We start from the raw sequence: 17,508 nt of genomic DNA on the forward strand, positions 1-17,508 counted from the left end.
CGCCACTGGGCGCGTTTTTTGTTGGATAAGCATACTGTCGTTTGCTGTATCAATACTCGATATGGCAACTTGGCAGGTTGTTTTTATCCAGATAGTTCTGGTGATATTCCTCGGCCACATGGAAGGTTTGCAGCGGGACTATCTCGGTGACTATGTGGCGCGCGCCCCAGCGGCCAGAGCGGGCGAGGGCAAGCTTGGAGGCTTCAGCCTGTTCTTTTTGGGTTTTGTCGTGAAAAAAGATGGTGCTGCGGTACTGGGTACCAATGTCGCCGCCCTGCTGATTGAGACTGGTGGGGTTATGATTTTTCCAAAACACCTGCAATAAATCGTCGAAGCTGACCTGGCTTGGATCAAATTCTACCTGGACTACTTCGGCATGGCCTGTGATGCCTTTCTTGACATCTTCATAGCGGGAATACTTGTCGTTGCCGCCCATGTAACCACAAGTGGCGTTGATAACCCCCGGGATTTGCCTGAAAAAATACTCTACACCCCAAAAACAGCCGGCACCGAAGGTGGCAAATGATGAACTGGATTGTGACATGGAAACCTCAATGGATGTCTGGACGGCTAAATTTTGATAAAACTTTGCCACAAAAGCAAGCACGCTTTGAACCTTTGTACATTTAATCGGCGTACCTGCAAGTAAATGGTTGAGATAGAGCTTAAATAGCTGTGATAGTATTGGCACAAACGCTGCGAGGCTAAAGGAATGCCTGCCAAAAGCGTGGCTCAGGCCCACAGGCAGTTCATCGCAATAGCCCAACGAAAGAAAGCCTCAGAGAAAGGAGACCCAAGTGCTTAACCTACTGCAAGGCTGCAAAGACTTTTTGCATCTTACCCTGTCCAATCCCGACCATCTTGATCCCATCGCCCCCGTGCTTATCCATCAACATACTCTCGTCAGCCTCTGGGATACAGGCGCGCTGGTATTTGAGCCTGCCGATGGCAAGAGTCAAAAAGATATAGTGCTTTCAAGCGGTGTGCACGGTAACGAGACTGCGCCCATTGAACTCTGTAACGGCCTTATTCAGGATCTGCTGGAAGGGCGATTGCAGGTTAAAGAGCGGGTATTGTTCCTGATTGGCAATCCCGCAGCCATCAACAATGGCACCCGTATCGTAGATGAAAACATGAACCGCCTTTTCAGTGGAGAACACAGCCGTGGTCCGGGGCTCAGTAACCCCGAGCGGATACGCGCCAAAAAGCTTGAAGCTTATGTCACCCGCTTCTTTCAAGAGGGCGCGGCAAAAGGTGAGGGCAGGCAGCGCATTCATTACGATCTGCACACCGCGATTCGCGGCTCCAGACATGAGAAGTTCGCCATTTATCCTTACCGCCCCGGACGAGCCTTCAGCGGCGAACAAATCATGTTCCTGGCGGCGAGTGGCGTAGACACAGTGCTCTTTCACCACGAACCCACCACGACCTTCAGTTATTTCTCGTCTGAACTCTTTCGCGCCGACGCCTTCACCATTGAGCTGGGTAAGGTCTACCCAATGGGCCAGAACGACATGAGTAAGTTCGCCAGTACCCGTGAGATGTTCAAGCGTCTTATTTGCGGCGAGCCACTGGAACTTGCGCCTTTCGATGAAACCCAGGTGAATCTGTACCAGGTGTGCCGTGTCATTAACAAGGAAGCCGAGGACTTTGAATTTACCTTCAGCACTGATGTGGAGAACTTTACCGCATTCCCCCGTGGCCACGTGATTGCACGTCAGGGTGGAAAGGATATTTTGGTTGAACAGGAAACCGAGGCAGTGGTGTTCCCCAATGCCAAGGTGCCCGTTGGCCAGCGAACCGTTATTATGCTGGTGCCCGCGGCAAATCCACACGTGGAATAAAGCTGTAAAGCAATTAATACATGCAAACGGGGGAAACTTGCCCGCCGTCATAGTGTAATGATTGTCAGGTAGTTTACGTTAACGTAATGTTCATCCCGCGTTTTACATACAGGCCTGCCGTGGGTGGGCCTCAATGATAACAAGAGCAGAATATGAGCAACGCATCAACAAACCAAGAGACAGTGCACAAGGTCTCCTTCCTCGACAGGGAGTCGCTGCACATCCCCATTCTCAAGATCCTTCAGGCGGACGGTACTCCCTACGAGGAAGCCGTTCTCCCTCAAATCGACGAAGCCCTTGCCAAGCGCATCTATGACGCCTGTGTGTTTACCCGCGTACTGGACGAGCGCATGTTGGGCGCACAGCGCCAGGGCCGCATCAGTTTTTATATGACCTGTACCGGTGAGGAAGCGGCCATTCTTGGCAGCGCCGCGGCCCTGGATGACAAAGACGTTATCCTGGCTCAGTACCGTGAGCACGCCGCCCTGCGCTATCGCGGTTTTACCACCGAGCAGTTTATGAACCAGATGTTCAGTAACGAAAAAGATCTCGGTAAAGGCCGCCAGATGCCCATTCACTACGGCACGGCAGCGCTGCATTATCAAACCATTTCATCACCACTGGGTACTCAAATCCCTCAGGCCACAGGTGTGGGTTACAGCCTGAAGATGAAAGGCGAGCGCAATGTGGCCATTTGTTACTTTGGTGAAGGCGCTGCGTCTGAAGGCGATTTCCACGCAGGCATGAACATGGCTGCAGTGCTCAAGTCTCCGGTGATTTTCTTCTGCCGCAACAACGGCTATGCCATTTCCACGCCTACAGAGGAGCAGTTTGCCGGTAATGGTATTGCCAGCCGTGGCGTGGGCTACGGCATGCACACCATCCGCGTAGACGGCAACGACATGCTGGCGGTACTGGCTGCCACCCAGCAGGCCCGCGCCTATGCACTTGAGCACAATGCGCCTGTGTTGATTGAAGCCATGACTTACCGCCTTGGCGCTCACTCAACCTCGGATGACCCTTCAGGTTATCGCTCCAAGGAAGAAGAAGCCAAGTGGCGTGAACACGACCCGGTTAAACGCTTCAAGCTGTGGCTTATCAACAAAGGCTGGCTTGCCGAAGCCGATGACGAAGCCATGTACGAGCGCTATCGCGAAGAAGTCTTGGCCGCTGTGAAAGTGGCCGAGAAGATCCCGGCGCCCCGCATCGATGAGATCATTGAGGATGTTTACGATGAGCCAACGCCACTGCTGAAAAAGCAGTTGGAGTCACTGAAGGCTCACGTGAAGAAGTATCCGCAAGCTTATCCAAAAACCGCAGGGAGACTCTAAGCCGTGGCTGAAATGAATATGTTGCAAGCCATCAACAGTGCCCTGCGCATTGCGATGGAACAAGACCCAAGCATGCTGGTGTTTGGTGAAGACGTGGGCCACTTTGGTGGCGTGTTTCGTGCCACCTCAGGCCTGCAGGAAGCCTTTGGCAAGGCGCGCTGTTTTAACACGCCGCTGACAGAGCAGGGCATAGCCGGTTTTGCCAACGGTCTGGCGTCCAACGGCACCACTGCCGTGGCCGAAATCCAGTTCGCCGACTACATCTTCCCGGCGTTTGACCAGATAGTGAACGAAAGCGCCAAGTTCCGTTACCGCTCAGGTAACGAGTTCAACGTGGGTGGCCTGGTGTATCGCACCCCCTATGGCGGCGGTATTGCCGGTGGTCACTATCACTCTCAGTCGCCAGAGGCGTATTTTACCCAAACTCCGGGTCTGAAGGTGGTTGTGCCCCGAAACGCCCATCAGGCCAAGGGCTTGCTGCTGGCGTCTATCCGCGACAAAAACCCAGTGGTGTTTTTTGAGCCCAAGCGTTTGTACCGCGCCAGTGTAGGCGAAGTGCCTGAAGGCGATTATGAGCTGCCGCTGGGTAAGGCCGAACTGGTCAAAGAAGGGAAAGACATCACACTGCTCGCCTGGGGCGCGCAGATGGAAATTGTCGAAAAAGCCGCTGAAATGGCCGAGAAAGAAGGCATTTCATGTGAAATCATCGACCTTCGCACCCTGTCACCATGGGATGTGGACACAGTGGCCGAGTCGGTGAAGAAGACCGGCCGTCTGCTGATTAACCACGAAGCGCCGCTCACCGGTGGCTTTGCCGGCGAAATCGCGGCGACTATTCAGGAAGAATGCTTCCTGTATCTGGAGTCGCCCATCGCCCGGGTGTGTGGTTTGGATACACCGTATCCACTTATCCACGAAAAAGAATACATGCCGGATGCGCTCAAGACCTTTGAAGCCATCAAGGCCAGCGTCAACTTCTAGGAGCCCGGTATGATTAAAGATTTTATTTTGCCGGACATCGGTGAAGGCGTGGTCGAATGTGAGCTGGTTGAATGGCTGGTGAAAGAAGGCGACCAGATTGCCGAAGATCAGCCCATTTGCGATGTGATGACCGATAAAGCCCTGGTGCAAATTCCGGCGCCCTTTGCCGGTGTTGTCAGCAAGCTCTATTACGCCAAGGGAGAAATCGCCAAGGTGCATGCTCCCTTGTATGCCGTTGAAATCGAAGGCGAGGGCGCCGATGCGCCAGCGGCTCTGGCTGAATCGACCGTTGAAGCTGCACCTGCCGCCGCGCCTGCTGCTCCCGTAGCCGTGAGCGCAGGCAAGCAGGTGGAAGATTTCCTGCTGCCCGATATCGGCGAAGGCATTGTGGAGTGTGAGCTGGTCGAGTGGCTGGTAAACGAAGGCGATATGGTTGAAGAAGACCAGCCCATTGCCGACGTGATGACCGATAAGGCACTGGTGCAAATTCCAGCCCTGAAGGCGGGTAAAATCGTTACCCTGCATTATCGAAAGGGCCAGCTTGCCAAGGTGCATGCGCCGCTTTATGCCATTGAAGTTGAAGCCGAACATCCGGTCGCAACAGCTCCTGCCGTGGCAGCGCCTGCAGTTAGCTCCAGTCAGGCCGAGCGTGCAGCAACTCCAGTGAATGGTAACGGCAAGGCCCTGGCAAGCCCCGCAGTTCGCCGCATGGCCCGCAGCCTGGATGTGGATTTGTCGCAGGTACCCGGCAGCGGTAAGCACGGCCGTGTGTACAAGGAAGACATCGAGCAATATCTGAAAGGCGGCGCCGCGCCAGCTGCTCCTCAAGTTTCAGCAGTGCAGGCGCCTGCAACACAAGCTGCCCCTGTACAGAGCGCAGTAGGTGACAGAGTAGAGCCTATTCGCGGCGTCAAAGCGGCGATGGCGCGTCAGATGATGGACTCAGTGTCCAGCATCCCGCACTTTACCTACTGCGAAGAAATTGACCTGACAGAACTCGTTGCCCTGCGCGAGCGCATGAAGGCCAAGTACAGCAGTGACGATCTCAAGCTGACCATGATGCCGTTCTTCATGAAGTCGCTGTCGCTGGCGCTCACCGAGTTCCCAGTGGTGAACAGTCAGGTGAATGCCGATTGCACCGAGCTGACCTACAAGGCCAGCCACAACATCGGTATGGCTGTAGACTCCAAAGTGGGCCTGCTGGTGCCGAACGTGAAGGATGTACAGAGTAAGTCGATTCTGGATGTGGCCCGTGAGATCACCCGTCTGACGGACGCAGCCCGCAGTGGTCGTGTCAGTCCTGCGGACCTCAAAGGCGGTACCATTTCGATTTCCAACATTGGCGCCCTGGGCGGCACTGTGGCGACGCCTATCATCAACAAGCCTGAGGTGGCCATTGTGGCGCTGGGTAAGTTGCAGACACTGCCACGCTTTGCAGAAGATGGCAGCGTGCAGGCCCGCAAGATAATGCAGGTGAGCTGGAGTGGCGACCATCGGGTTATTGATGGCGGCACCATTGCCCGTTTCTGTAACCTGTGGAAGCAGTATCTGGAGCAACCGGAAGACATGCTGTTGGCCATGCGCTGATAATTGCTCAATCCTCTTCAAAGGACGCCAACGGCGTCCTTTGTTTTTTTAACGGGGTTACTGCCAGGATAGGCCCCCGGCGAAAACACCTTAATCTTTTGGTCGGGTTTTCGTATAATGCGCCCAAGTTGTGTGATGTTGGAATTACCATGAGTCAGCAAGCCCCCATTCTGGAACCTATTCAGTATCCGTTTCCGGCCAAGCCTATTCCGCTATCGGATGCGCAGAAGCTTGAATACAAAGAAAAGATCAAGGCGCTTTTGAAGGCACGCGATGCGGTGCTGGTTGCGCACTATTACACAGATCCTGAAATTCAGGCGCTGGCAGAAGAAACCGGCGGCTGCGTTTCCGATTCGCTGGAAATGGCCCGTTTTGGCCGCGATCACCCCGCCAAGACGCTTATCGTTGCCGGCGTGAAGTTTATGGGTGAAACCGCCAAAATCTTAAGCCCGGAAAAAACCGTGCTGATGCCAACCCTTGAAGCCACCTGTTCTTTGGATGTGGGTTGTCCCATTGAAACCTTCAGTGCGTTTTGCGATGCCCACCCAGACCACACTGTCGTGGTGTATGCCAATACCTCGGCTGCGGTAAAAGCCCGTGCAGACTGGGTGGTCACCTCCAGCATTGCCCTGGAAATCGTTGAGCACTTAGATAGCGAAGGCAAAAAAATCATCTGGGGTCCGGACAGGCACCTTGGCAGCTACATCGCCAAGCAAACCGGCGCCGAGATGCTGCTGTGGCAGGGCGAGTGTATCGTTCACGATGAATTCAAAGCCAAAGCACTGCGTGAGCTTAAGCTCCAATATCCTGATGCTGCCGTGCTGGTACACCCTGAGTCGCCTGCCAGTGTGGTTGAGATGGCCGATGCCGTCGGTTCAACCAGCCAGCTCATTAAAGCAGCGCAAACCTTGCCAAACGACACCTTTATCGTGGCTACCGACAAGGGCATCTTCTACAAGATGCAGCAGGCGGCTCCGGGGAAAACCCTGATTGAAGCGCCAACCGGTGGCAACGGCGCTACCTGTAAGAGCTGTGCCCATTGCCCCTGGATGGCAATGAATGGTCTGAAAGCCATTGAGGCTGCACTCAGTGCTACCGATGCCAGTACCCATGAGATTTTTGTGGATGACGCTCTGCGGGAAAGGGCGAAGTTGCCACTGGATCGTATGCTGGACTTTGCCAAAACCCTTAATATGCAGGTTAAAGGTAACGCCTGATACTCTTGGTTACCGACTGAAATATGATCTACAACACAAAAACCGCTTCGGCGGTTTTTTTATAGGCAAACCAAGACCAATTGGGTATATGCCGACTACAATTACCCCTCTAAAATCGATAAAGCCCTTACGTTAGGCGCGTCTATATTAGATTTAAAGGGAACCTCTATGAACATGCGATGGATTGCCAACCTCAGTATGAAATTCAAACTCATGTTGGTGTTTATGCCACCTCTTTTGGGCTTTCTCATCTTTGGTGGCATTCTGCTTAACGATAAAATCGATGAATCCAACTCCCTCCAAAATGTGCAGCAGCTCACCGATCTCGCAGTGATTAACAGCGCCCTGGTGCATGAACTGCAAAAGGAGCGCGGCATGAGCGCAGGCTTTTTGGGCTCAAATGGCCAGCGTTTCAAGGCCCAGTTGCCTTCCCAACGCAGTTTAACCGATGAGAAGTTGCGGGCCTTCAGCCAGTACGTGAAAGGAAAGCAGTTCGCCAGCCATGTTCAGGATGAGGTGCAGGCCGCCACGGCTGAGCTTGGCAGACTGGCTACGATACGGGGCCAGGTTGATGGGTTGAGCATTTCGGTTGCAGATGAAGTGGCCTATTACACGGGCCTCAATAAACGTCTGCTCGGCATAGTTGATGACATAGTTCATGAAGGCGCCGACAAGACAATCGCAGTCGCTTCTGCTGCCTTCAGTGCCTATCTGCAAATGAAAGAACGTGCCGGAATAGAAAGGGCCGTACTCTCGTCGACATTTGGTAACGATGGCTTTAAGCCCGGCGTTTATACCCGTGCTGTGAGATTGATGTCAGAGCAGGACACCTACGCGGAGCGTTTCGACGCCCTGGCGGCTGAAGAATGGCGCCGGAGTTGGCAGCGTGCATTACAAAGTCCGGAAGTGGCGGAAGTGACCCGTTATCGTGAACTTGCGTTAAGTCAGGACAATCAGGCTATCGCCAAAACTTCTCCAGAAGATTGGTTTAAGGCGTCCACCGCCAGGATTAACCTGCTCTACAGTATTGAGAATGAACTGGCAAAGAGTTTGGGCAGTCTTACGCACTCCCGTTTGCAGGCCGCCAATTGGCACATGATGCTGATGATGATCTCTCTGGTAGCAGTGCTCGTTCTGGTGGCGTTAATGGGGCTGTCGGTAATGGGGTATCTCAATCGCTCTGTGGTGCATATTGAAAACCAGATGCGCCGTGCCCGCGAAGAGTTTGATTTGGCCATCCGTATTAATGTGAACAGCGCAGATGAACTGGGGCTTCTGGGCAATGCTTTTAACGGGATGATGACCGATTTTGAAGCGGTAATTCATCAGGTTAAAACCAATAGTCTCAAAGTGACAGATGCGGTTAAGCGCATGGAGTCACACTCCATTCAAATGCGCCATGATGTAGCCCAGGGGCATTCAGAGGCCGAGCAGGTGGCATCGGCCATGACTGAAATGAGCGCGACGGTAAGCCAGATTGCTTCCAACGCTGTGGAGGCATCGTCTGCTTCGGGTAAAGCCAATCAGGAAGCCCGTACCGGCAACAAAGAAGTGGGCAACACAGGCAAAACCATCAGCGCGCTGGCGTTGGAAATTGATGCTGCGGCAGTGGCCATTACCAAACTGGATACCGACATTCAGGGCATTGTAAGCGTGCTTGAGGTCATCAGTAGCATAGCCGAGCAAACCAATCTGCTGGCGCTGAATGCGGCCATTGAAGCCGCCAGAGCAGGGGAAATGGGGCGCGGCTTCGCTGTGGTCGCAGACGAAGTACGCTCGCTTGCCCAGCGCGCTCAGTCTTCCACTACAGATATTCGTACCATGACCGAGCGGCTTAAAGAAGGTGCCCGGATTGCGGTAGACGCCATGTCCCGTGGTCAAACCCAGGCTCAGGCCAGTGTGGAGGAAGTAAAGCACGCCGGCGAAGAACTGAAGCGCATTGTGGATTATGTCAGCGTGATTGACAGTATGAACGAGCAGATTGCGGCGGCAACACACGAACAAAGTGCAGTCGCAGAGGAAGTGAATCGCAATGCACTCAGGATAAGCGAAATTTACCAGAACACCCATCAGGTGGCCGACGAGCTCGGCCGCATCAATGACGACCTCTTAAGTGCGGTGGACGCGATGGGCAAAGAGGTCAGTAAATTTTCCTTGAGCCGTCGCTGAGCCCAAATAGTGAACCTTAGTCGCCGGGTTTAAGGGTGGTTGGATATTTCAAGCAGTGAAAAGCGGGCCAAGGCCCGCTTTTTTGTTGTGTCTGTATCTTAAACCCTATTCGCACATTCTGTCGGTCACTTCAAGGGTAATTTAAAGGCAGGATTATTCACACGTTGCGAACGTCTTTTCGTTGCAACCCCTTGCCAGTGTCACCTTGATAAATAACCGAAATGATCGTTATCTCACCGCTTTGCTCAGCAAGTATGCAAACGATAAAATTTATTGGCTTTTTGCTTGACCCTTTTGGGGCATTTGCGTAAAGTACCGCTCCGTCGACAGGGGAAAGCTAAGCTCTGACTGACGATAACAATATGGTGAGGTGTCCGAGTGGCCGAAGGAGCACGCCTGGAAAGTGTGTATACGGAAACGTATCGAGGGTTCGACTCCCTCCCTCACCGCCATATTTAGAGAACGGGAATCAGTAACTTACTGGTTCCCGTTTTTGCTTTCCGGCATAGGTGTGACAAAAAAGGCTGTTACAGTCCGTCGATGTCCCCATTCCTCATCCGCTTGTCATTCCGGCAGACGTAAAATTGGTAACAAGAGATGTTGTTACTTAAATTCATGGCAATTTAATGGTTTACTTAGGGACTTTACTCATAAAAGTCCCTTTGATGGACTGAAAGGAATGCGCTGTGAAAAAAAATACCCTAGCCCTCGCCATTTCCATTGCCGCGCTGTCGCTCGGTGCCTGCAGTGACAAGAGTACCACTCATAGTCATGAACAAAATGCCGCTTCAAGTGCAGTCGCCAGCCAACAAACTCAATCTTTTGCGTCTTTCAGTACCGCCTTTATCGACGCGCTCTGGCAAGTGGCGCCCACCTGGGCATTGTACAGCGGCTATCACAAGTACGATGGCATTCTGGAAGTCGCCGATGAGGCTCAGCGCGCCAAAACTCTCGCGTTCGTGAACACTCAGCGAGAGAAGCTGCAGTCGTTCGATACCAAGAGCTTGTCCACCAGCGAGTTGATTGACTATCGCCTGATTGAAAATCTCCTCAACAGCGTTGAGTGGGAACAAACCCGTTTTAGATCATGGCAGTGGGATCCTTCCGGTTACAATGTGGCGGGCGGTTTTGCACAAATCATCAATGAAGATTTTGCGCCGCTGGATGAACGTCTGCGCTCTGTGGTGTCACGCCTTGAAAATGTTCCAGCTTTTTATGACGCAGCCAGAAAAAATATCAAGGATCCTACGCTGGAGCATACTGAGCTGGCGTTATTGCAGAACCAGGGCGCGTTTTCGGTCTTTAACGATGAGTTGGTCGCCAAGGTTGCGGCCTCTGGCCTGACTGACGCCGAGAAAGGCCTGTTCACACAGCGTTTTGACGCGGCGGTTACGGCCATCAATGAGCATATCAGCTGGCTTGAAACCCTGAGCAACAATCTCAAGGCCAATGGCGCCCGCGATTTTCGTATTGGCGAAGCGCTCTACGAAGAAAAATTTGCACTGGATATACAGTCGGGTATGACTGCCAAGGCTCTGTACGATAAAGCCAGTGCCGATATGGTTCGGGTTCATGCGGAAATGGCCAGGATAACAAAAGAAATCTGGGGTAAGTACTTCAGCGAGCCAATGCCGGAAGACACTAAAATCGCGACCCGTATGCTGATTGATACGTTGTCGGCAAAGCATGTGAAACGTGAAGACTTTGTCGATGAGGTGAGGGCGCAGATCCCTGAACTGGTCAAGTTCGTCAATGAAAAACAGCTTATTACACTGGATCCCGATAAGCCCCTGGTGGTGCGTGAGACGCCGGAATACATGCGCGGCTATGCAGGGGCTTCCATCAGCGCCCCCGGCCCCTATGACAAAGGTGGCAATACCTACTACAACGTGACCCCACTGGATGGCATGTCCGACGAATCGGCCGAATCTTACCTGCGCGAATACAACCACTGGATTTTGCAGGTGCTCAACATTCACGAGGCTATTCCGGGCCACTACACCCAACTGGTTTACTCCAATGAGTCCCCAAGCCTTATTAAGAGTCTGTTCGGCAATGGGGCCATGGTGGAAGGTTGGGCAGTGTATACAGAGCGGATGATGCTGGAAGAAGGCTATGGCAACTTCGAACCCGAAATGTGGCTGATGTACTACAAGTGGAACCTGCGGGTGATTGCCAACACCATCCTGGATTACAGCATTCAGGTGAAGGGCATGACACAGGAGGAGGCCATGAAGCTCATGATGGAAGAAGCATTCCAGCAAGAGGCTGAGGCGGCCGGCAAATGGCGCAGGGCGACCTTAAGTCAGGTACAGCTGACCAGCTATTATGCCGGTTATCGTGAAATATACGATTTTCGCGAAGAGCTTAAAGCCAAAGCGCCAGAAAGCTTTGATTTGAAGACATTCCATGAGGGTTTCCTGAGTTTTGGCAGTGCCCCGGTGAAATACATTCGTGAGTTGATGGTGCAGTAACGCCCAGATTTCAGTAAAAGGCCGCAGCAGCGGCCTTTTTGTTGTCATGTGAAAACCTTTTAATAACAAACCGTTAATATCAATGTTCAACGTCACATAATACTCAAAGATCTACTTGGCACCGTTTTAACATCATGCTAATGTAAATGACAACCGTTCGCATTACGATATGAGCCGTGAATAAAATACTCTTGGTTGAAGATGACAATGGATTTCGTGAACTGCTCACTGAGGCGCTGTCCCGTGAAGGTTTGTCGGTTTCGGTTGCCGCCGATGGTTTCGAAGCCCTGGCCTTGATGGAGCACGATACGCCTGAACTTATCCTGCTGGACTTGATGATGCCGGGAATGGATGGTTTCTCCATGTTGATGAAACGGAAAAACCAGTTACCTGTCATAGTGATTTCCGCGCTCGACAGCGAAGAAGAGCGCATTCGCGGATATCAACTGGGCGCAGACGATTTCCTGACCAAACCGTTCAGTGTCAAAGAGCTTATGGTACGTATGCAGGCGCTTGCCAGACGGATTAACCGTCAGGCGCCGCCCGTAAGCAACGAAACAGCCCCCGAAATCCAGTTTGATGACACCCGCTATATGATTGGTGTAGGCGACCGGCAGGTGATGCTCACCCAAACCGAATTCAAGCTGTTTCGTTATTTGTTTGAGCGAAAGGGCCAGGTTGTCACCAAAGCGGAACTGCAGCGCAGCGTGCTGCACAAAGAGTTTGGCCGATTCGACCGTAACCTTGATATGCACATCAGCAATACCCGCCGAAAACTGGCACAAACCAAGCTGCCGAGGAGCATGATAAATACTGTGCGCGGACAGGGTTACAGCTTCACCAGTTGTTGACAAGAATTCCCGGCAACGCATTCAAGATTTGGTGTTTTTGGGGTATTCTAGGGCATCTTTCGGGCCTGGTGTCGCTGGGCCTGTATCCTACACAGACAGCAGGAAAAGCAGATGCGGATCAGCGCCAATTTTGATGGTGGCAACATTCAGGTTGTCAGCCTTGACGATCACAACGACATTCAACTGGCGATTCGTCCAGACGAAGGTGGCGAGTTCTTCCAATGGTTTAACTTTCGCATGGAAGGGGAAGTGGGTAACCATTTTCGCCTGAATATCATCAATGCCGGTGCAGCGTCTTATCCCAAAGGCTGGGACGAGTATCAGGCGGTTGGCAGCTATGACCGCCAGAACTGGTTCCGCTTACCCACACAGTTTCAGGATGGCAAACTGTCAATCGATGTCACCCTGGATTGCAGCAGCATTCAGATTGCCTATTTTGCCCCCTACAGCTACGAGCGTCATTTGGACCTGCTCGCCGCTGTGCAAATGCATCCTCTGGTTGACCTCGAACACCTTGGACTGACCCTCGATGGCCGTGATATGACACTGGTCAAGGTGGGCGACGGTGACAGCAACAAGCGCAATATCTGGATAACAGCCCGTCAGCACCCCGGCGAAACCATGGCGGAGTGGTTAGTGGAAGGTTTGCTCAATCGCTTGCTCGATCGTGAAAACGCCACCGCCAAGGCGCTGCTGGACAAAGCCAATTTTTACATTGTGCCCAATATGAATCCTGACGGAAGCGTCCGTGGTCATCTGCGTACCAATGCCAAAGGCGTTAATCTTAATCGTGAGTGGCAGACCCCGTCACTTGAGCGCAGCCCAGAGGTCTTTTATGTGGTTAATCGCATGAAAGAAACCGGCGTGGATCTTTTCTATGATGTACACGGCGATGAAGGGCTGCCCTATGTGTTTGTGGCAGGCGCAGAGGGTGTACCCTGCTGGGATGCCCGCCTGGCCGATTTGCAAAAGCAGTTTACCGATGTGCTGTGTCTTGCCAGTGCCGATTTCCAAACTGAATTTGGTTATACCAAGGATGAACCGGGCAAAGCCAACCTGACGGTGGCGTCCAACTGGGTTGCACAGACATTCAACTGCCTGTCCAATACCCTTGAGATGCCTTTTAAAGACAATGCCAATCTGCAGGATCCCTTTGTGGGCTGGTCGCCAGAGCGCAGCCAGCAATTGGGTGAGGCGTCACTCATTGCCATGTTGGCCGTTGTAGACAAGCTGAGATAATCGTTATGGCATTAGTGCAATGTCCTGTATGTAACAAGCGGATTTCCAGTAAGGCGCCCCAGTGTCCACACTGCAGCACCTCATCTACAGGTGACAATGACTCGGCGCTGCGAATTGCCCAGATCAAAAAGTCACAGCGACTGATGAACCAGAGCTTTATTACCATGACCCTGTTTATCGGCGGCGTAGTGGTGCTCTTTTGGGGCGGCGAAGAGCCGGAAGGCATCCGTCTTACGGCTGGCGCTGTGCTCCTGACCCTGGGCTTTGTGGGTTATCTCGTCACCCGGGTGCAGATGGTGATAAATAAGCGGAAAAGTGTATGAAAGACTTAAATCAGCTGATTGATGATATGCCAGTGGAAGTGTACGAGCGGATGCGTTCGGCGGTTGAGCTTGGCAAATGGGAAGATGGCAGTGTGCTTAGCGAAGCCCAGCGCGAAAATGCGATGCAAGTCGTTATGCTGTATCAGGCCCGCATGCTGGACCAGGATGAACATTTCACTATCGCCCGCGGTGGCAGCATCAATGAGCTGTCCAAAAGCGAGCTGAAACGTCGTATGGCGTCGGATTTCGGCGGTGAAACCATCGCCACCTTCAGTAATGATGAAATCTAATCAGCACTGACGGGGATAAAACTAAAAAGCCGGTCTGTGACCGGCTTTTTTATGCTCAATCGCTGGTGAGCTCACCCACAAGATTGGTTTGCATGGCGGCTTTTATGTCTGCCGGAGGCAGATTTTTAGACAGCAGGAAGTGCAATTTGGCGAGACAGGCTTCAATGGTCATGTCGGCGCCGCTTATGACGCCGGCTCTGGCGAGGGCGTTGCCGGTGGCATAGCCGCCCATATTGACCTTACCCTGGAAACACTGGGTCAGATTAACCAGCACCACACCCCGTTCATCGGCTTCTTTGAGTGTGTTAAGCAGCGCCGGATCCTGAGGTGCGTTGCCTACGCCAAAGGTTAACAAAATAAGTGCTTTTACCGGTTGCTGAAGTACGTTGATAAAGATATCGGTAGAAATCCCCGGATACAGGGTGACCACACCAACAGGCTGAGGCGAAATGCAGGCGACCTCAAGGTTACCTGTCGTTTCGCGGGTGATTTTACCAGCTTTGAGGTTAATGGTTATTCCGGCTTCCAGCAGTAACGGGAAGTTGGGCGAGGCAAAGGCATCAAAACCATCGGCGTGTGCCTTGGTGGTGCGATTGCCGCGAAACAGCTTGTTATTGAAAAACAGGCATACCTCGGCAACCGGGTATCGTGCGGCAATATACAGGGCATTGAGCAGGTTGGTTTGGCCGTCGGAGCGAAGCTGGGCCAGGGGAATTTGCGAGCCTGTCACTATTACGGGCTTGCTCAGGCCCTGCAGCATAAATGACAGTGCCGATGCGGTATAGGCCATGGTGTCTGTGCCATGGAGAATAACAAAGCCGTCGTACTTGTCATAGTTGTCGCGGATATCATCGGCAATCATCTGCCAATGGGCGGGCGACATGTTGGATGAGTCAATCAGCGGGTCATACTCGTGGATCACAAAGTCCGGCATTTCTTCGTGATAGAACTCCGGCATGGATTGTACGCACTGGGTTAAAAATCCTGCCACGGGTGCAAAACCATTGGCGGTTTTCTGCATACCGATGGTACCGCCGGTGTAGGCGACATAGATTGAGGGCTTTTTCATGGGTGAGGTGACTGCTGTTTGATTTTGACCGAATTATAAGGATCCCGGCGCCTAAACGAAACCTCAGGGGCAAATTCAGTGACAAATTCAGTGGCAAAGAAAGCCGCCTAAAGAAAAACCCGGCAGGTGCCGGGTTTTTACTGTTCAGAGCAAACTTATTGCAGTTGGCAATATTCGCAGTAGAGATATACGCCCTTGGGGTCGTCAAAGCGCGCTATCTCTTGCAGGGTTCTGGTCCAAACGCGCAGCAGGGATTGCACCATATCACTTTGCTGGGTCTGCTGTGGCAGCCAGGCCGCCGCAGAGGCAAACATCTCCTGAATAAACAGCTCTTCAGGTGACATTTGCTGCTCAATCAGATGAATGTCAAAGGTCGCCATGCCGGCAAGCTCGGCGGCTTTGGCCAGCGCCTGTGGCATATCACCGATTTCATCCACCAGGCCAAGTTCCAGTGCCTTTTTACCACTCCATACCCGTCCCTGAGCAATGGTATCTACCTGTTCCAGCGTCATATCGCGTTCATTGGCCACCAGGGTAATAAACTCCTCGTAACCACGCTCTATGTTACGCTGGATTGCGGCTTCCAACTTGGGTGACAGGGGGCGGAAAGGTGAATGGGCGGCCCACTCACTGGTGGCGACTCCGTCGGCATGCACGCCTATGGCCGCCAGAGAGTCTTCAAAGGTAGTCATCAGGCCAAATATGCCGATGGAGCCAGTGAGTGTGGTGGGCGTGGCATAGATGTAGTCGGCGCTGGCGGAAATCCAGTAACCACCGGAGGCCGCCATACTGCCCATACTCACGACCACAGGTTTTCCGGCGGCTTTGAGTGCCAAGAGCTCTTGACGTATTTCTTCTGAGGCAAAGGCACTTCCGCCGGGGCTGTCTACACGCAACACCAGGGCCTTGATGGAATCATCAAAACGGGCATCACGGATTAGCTGGGATGTACTCTTGCCGCCGATATCGCCCGGAGCTTGGAAACCGTTGAGTATGGTGCCTTTGGCAACGATAACGCCCACGCTGTCTACCGGCATAAACTGTGGTTGAGGTTTAACCAGCTTGTGGTATTCGTGGAAACCCACCTGACGGAAGCTGTGTTCTTCCTTGTCTTCGCCCACAAGCTCAACCATGGCGGTGCGAAACTCTTCATCGCTCATCAAAGCATCGACCCAACGCTGTTTGACAGCAAGCACAGCGCTGTCACCGTCATTGGCATCAAGACGTGCCAGATAGGTGTCTGCGTCTAACACCAGCTCGCTGGTTTCTATACCACGGTTTGTTGCCACCGTGCTTGCATAGCTGCCCCAAAGGTCGTCAATCAAGAGTTGAGTGGCTTCTTTGGCTGCAGGCGACATATCGTCGCGGATATAGGGTTCAACGGCGGACTTATAGGTACCCACGCGGAAAACGTGCGTCTTAACCTTGAGTTTTTCCAGCGCAGACTTGAAGTAGAGATTGTAGGCAGCATAACCGTCGATGAAGACTTCACCGCGCGGATTCAGATAGATTTCGTCGGCATAGCTTGCCAGAAAATACTGGCTGCGGCCGTACCAGTCTCCGATAGCCACGACTTTTTTGCCGGCCCGGCGAAAACCTTTCAAGGCTTCACCGACGGCGGTGAGCTTACTGATCCCCGCGCGCATGTTGCCAAGATCCAGAACGATAGCGCCAATACGCTCGTCATGGGTCGCGTTTTCGATGACATAAAGCACGTCTGAAAGCAGAATTTCACTTTCTTCGCTGTTTTGATTGCCCTGACGCATAAGTTGGGTCAGAGGATCGACACGCCTGGCCTGATCGACAAGGTTGCCGGATAAGTCCAACACCAGGGCGCTGCCGGATTCTACACGCAGCTCATCTTCTGTGCTTAATGCGACGATACCAACAATCAACACCAGAATAAGTATTGGGAAAAATACGATATTAATTATCAGTTTACGGATGAAATTTATCGTATTCCAGATAAGAAGCAGGGTGTTTTTTGTTGTCAGGGGTTTTTTGGCCATTCAGCACTCCTATAGTTGACGCTGGGCATATGCTACCGCAAATAACTCATTGCGGCGAAATGCAATTGTAAAGGTTTTTAACATTCAGGGGACTGGACGGTTGAGCTTATACTCGACACAGGAT

General features: G+C 52.6%; 14 protein-coding genes and 1 tRNA gene. 12 read left to right on the top strand and 3 right to left on the bottom strand.

Annotated features, from left to right (window positions below):
- Nucleotides 1–49: 49 nt before the first annotated feature.
- Complete coding sequence (gene msrA, locus JQC75_RS08520) at nucleotides 50–544, bottom strand: peptide-methionine (S)-S-oxide reductase MsrA (RefSeq protein ID WP_203326959.1); 495 nt, start codon at nucleotides 542–544, stop codon at nucleotides 50–52.
- A 253-nt stretch (nucleotides 545–797) separates the two neighbouring features.
- On the opposite strand from msrA, the gene astE reads away from it, so the two are divergent.
- The 12 genes from astE (at nucleotide 798) to JQC75_RS08580 (ending at nucleotide 14,306) form a co-directional block, all read left to right on the top strand.
- Entirely contained in the window at nucleotides 798–1,844 is a 1,047-nt protein-coding gene (astE, locus tag JQC75_RS08525) for a succinylglutamate desuccinylase (protein ID WP_203326960.1), read from the top strand.
- 152 nt (nucleotides 1,845–1,996) lie between these two features.
- A complete protein-coding gene (locus JQC75_RS08530) occupies nucleotides 1,997–3,175 on the top strand; it encodes a thiamine pyrophosphate-dependent dehydrogenase E1 component subunit alpha (RefSeq protein WP_203326961.1) in 1,179 nt (392 codons plus the stop codon).
- 3 nt (nucleotides 3,176–3,178) lie between these two features.
- Entirely contained in the window at nucleotides 3,179–4,156 is a 978-nt protein-coding gene (locus JQC75_RS08535; RefSeq protein ID WP_203326962.1) for an alpha-ketoacid dehydrogenase subunit beta, read from the top strand.
- Nucleotides 4,157–4,165: 9 nt separating this feature from the next.
- Nucleotides 4,166–5,743, top strand: coding sequence for a dihydrolipoyllysine-residue acetyltransferase (locus JQC75_RS08540; RefSeq protein WP_203326963.1), 1,578 nt, complete (start codon nucleotides 4,166–4,168; stop codon nucleotides 5,741–5,743).
- Nucleotides 5,744–5,892: 149 nt separating this feature from the next.
- A complete protein-coding gene (nadA, locus tag JQC75_RS08545; RefSeq protein ID WP_203326964.1) occupies nucleotides 5,893–6,960 on the top strand; it encodes a quinolinate synthase NadA in 1,068 nt (355 codons plus the stop codon).
- Between the two features lie 168 nt (nucleotides 6,961–7,128).
- Entirely contained in the window at nucleotides 7,129–9,129 is a 2,001-nt protein-coding gene (locus JQC75_RS08550) for a methyl-accepting chemotaxis protein (protein ID WP_203326965.1), read from the top strand.
- 364 nt (nucleotides 9,130–9,493) lie between these two features.
- A tRNA-Ser gene (locus tag JQC75_RS08555) sits at nucleotides 9,494–9,581 on the top strand.
- A gap of 234 nt (nucleotides 9,582–9,815) precedes the next feature.
- Entirely contained in the window at nucleotides 9,816–11,603 is a 1,788-nt protein-coding gene (locus tag JQC75_RS08560; RefSeq protein WP_203326966.1) for a DUF885 domain-containing protein, read from the top strand.
- A gap of 176 nt (nucleotides 11,604–11,779) precedes the next feature.
- Complete coding sequence (locus JQC75_RS08565) at nucleotides 11,780–12,454, top strand: response regulator transcription factor (RefSeq protein WP_203326967.1); 675 nt, start codon at nucleotides 11,780–11,782, stop codon at nucleotides 12,452–12,454.
- A 111-nt stretch (nucleotides 12,455–12,565) separates the two neighbouring features.
- Nucleotides 12,566–13,693 (top strand): M14 family metallopeptidase, encoded by a 1,128-nt coding sequence (locus JQC75_RS08570; RefSeq protein ID WP_203326968.1) that lies wholly within the window; start codon nucleotides 12,566–12,568, stop codon nucleotides 13,691–13,693.
- A gap of 5 nt (nucleotides 13,694–13,698) precedes the next feature.
- The gene (locus tag JQC75_RS08575; protein WP_203326969.1) at nucleotides 13,699–14,016 is read left to right on the top strand and encodes a zinc ribbon domain-containing protein; all 318 of its coding nucleotides are present in this window, start codon (nucleotides 13,699–13,701) and stop codon (nucleotides 14,014–14,016) included.
- Complete coding sequence (locus tag JQC75_RS08580; RefSeq protein ID WP_203326970.1) at nucleotides 14,013–14,306, top strand: YeaC family protein; 294 nt, start codon at nucleotides 14,013–14,015, stop codon at nucleotides 14,304–14,306. The genes JQC75_RS08575 and JQC75_RS08580 overlap by 4 nt, the downstream gene beginning before the upstream one ends.
- A 55-nt stretch (nucleotides 14,307–14,361) precedes the next feature.
- Here JQC75_RS08580 and ansA read toward each other — a convergent pair whose 3' ends face one another.
- Nucleotides 14,362–15,375, bottom strand: a complete 1,014-nt coding sequence (gene ansA / locus JQC75_RS08585; RefSeq protein WP_203326971.1) for an asparaginase — start codon at nucleotides 15,373–15,375, stop codon at nucleotides 14,362–14,364.
- A 155-nt stretch (nucleotides 15,376–15,530) separates the two neighbouring features.
- Nucleotides 15,531–17,384, bottom strand: a complete 1,854-nt coding sequence (sppA, locus tag JQC75_RS08590; RefSeq protein ID WP_203326972.1) for a signal peptide peptidase SppA — start codon at nucleotides 17,382–17,384, stop codon at nucleotides 15,531–15,533.
- Nucleotides 17,385–17,508 lie beyond the last annotated feature (124 nt).

The organism is Shewanella litorisediminis (assembly GCF_016834455.1).
Classification (GTDB): domain Bacteria; phylum Pseudomonadota; class Gammaproteobacteria; order Enterobacterales; family Shewanellaceae; genus Shewanella; species Shewanella litorisediminis.